This is a genomic window from Bacillus sp. SIMBA_074, assembly GCF_046534555.1.
Lineage (GTDB): Bacteria > Bacillota > Bacilli > Bacillales > Bacillaceae_G > Bacillus_A > Bacillus_A mycoides.
Window position 1 is genome coordinate 1 of sequence record NZ_JAWRYM010000718.1, and the last position, 262, is coordinate 262.

The 262-nt window shown below is 65.3% G+C and carries 1 protein-coding gene; it reads right to left on the minus strand.

Translation table 11 applies throughout. The features are described 5' to 3' along the window. Nucleotides 1-76: 76 nt before the first annotated feature. Nucleotides 77-262, minus strand: a 186-nt coding sequence (locus tag SB773_RS32665) for a hypothetical protein (RefSeq protein WP_410594546.1), incomplete at its 5' end; no start/stop codon positions are given.

A 262-nucleotide genomic window follows, 5' to 3' on the forward strand; every position in this document is an offset into this window, starting at 1 on the left:
CACGGCGATGCGCGGGCGGCTCGGCGGGAGGGAATCGTTGACGGGGTCCATGTCGTTCATTGTCCTTGAAAGCCTTTCATCGCGCGAGATCGAGGGGCTGTTCCCACCAGTCCTCGACGCTGCCGTCATTCCCGTGCAGGCGCAGGCCGAGCCAGTGCCGGCCGGGGGGAAGCCCGCCCAGGTCGAGCGTTGCCTCGAAACCGACATGCGGATGCTGCGGATCCGTGCTGATCCTCCAGTACGAACGCACGTCGAATTCGAT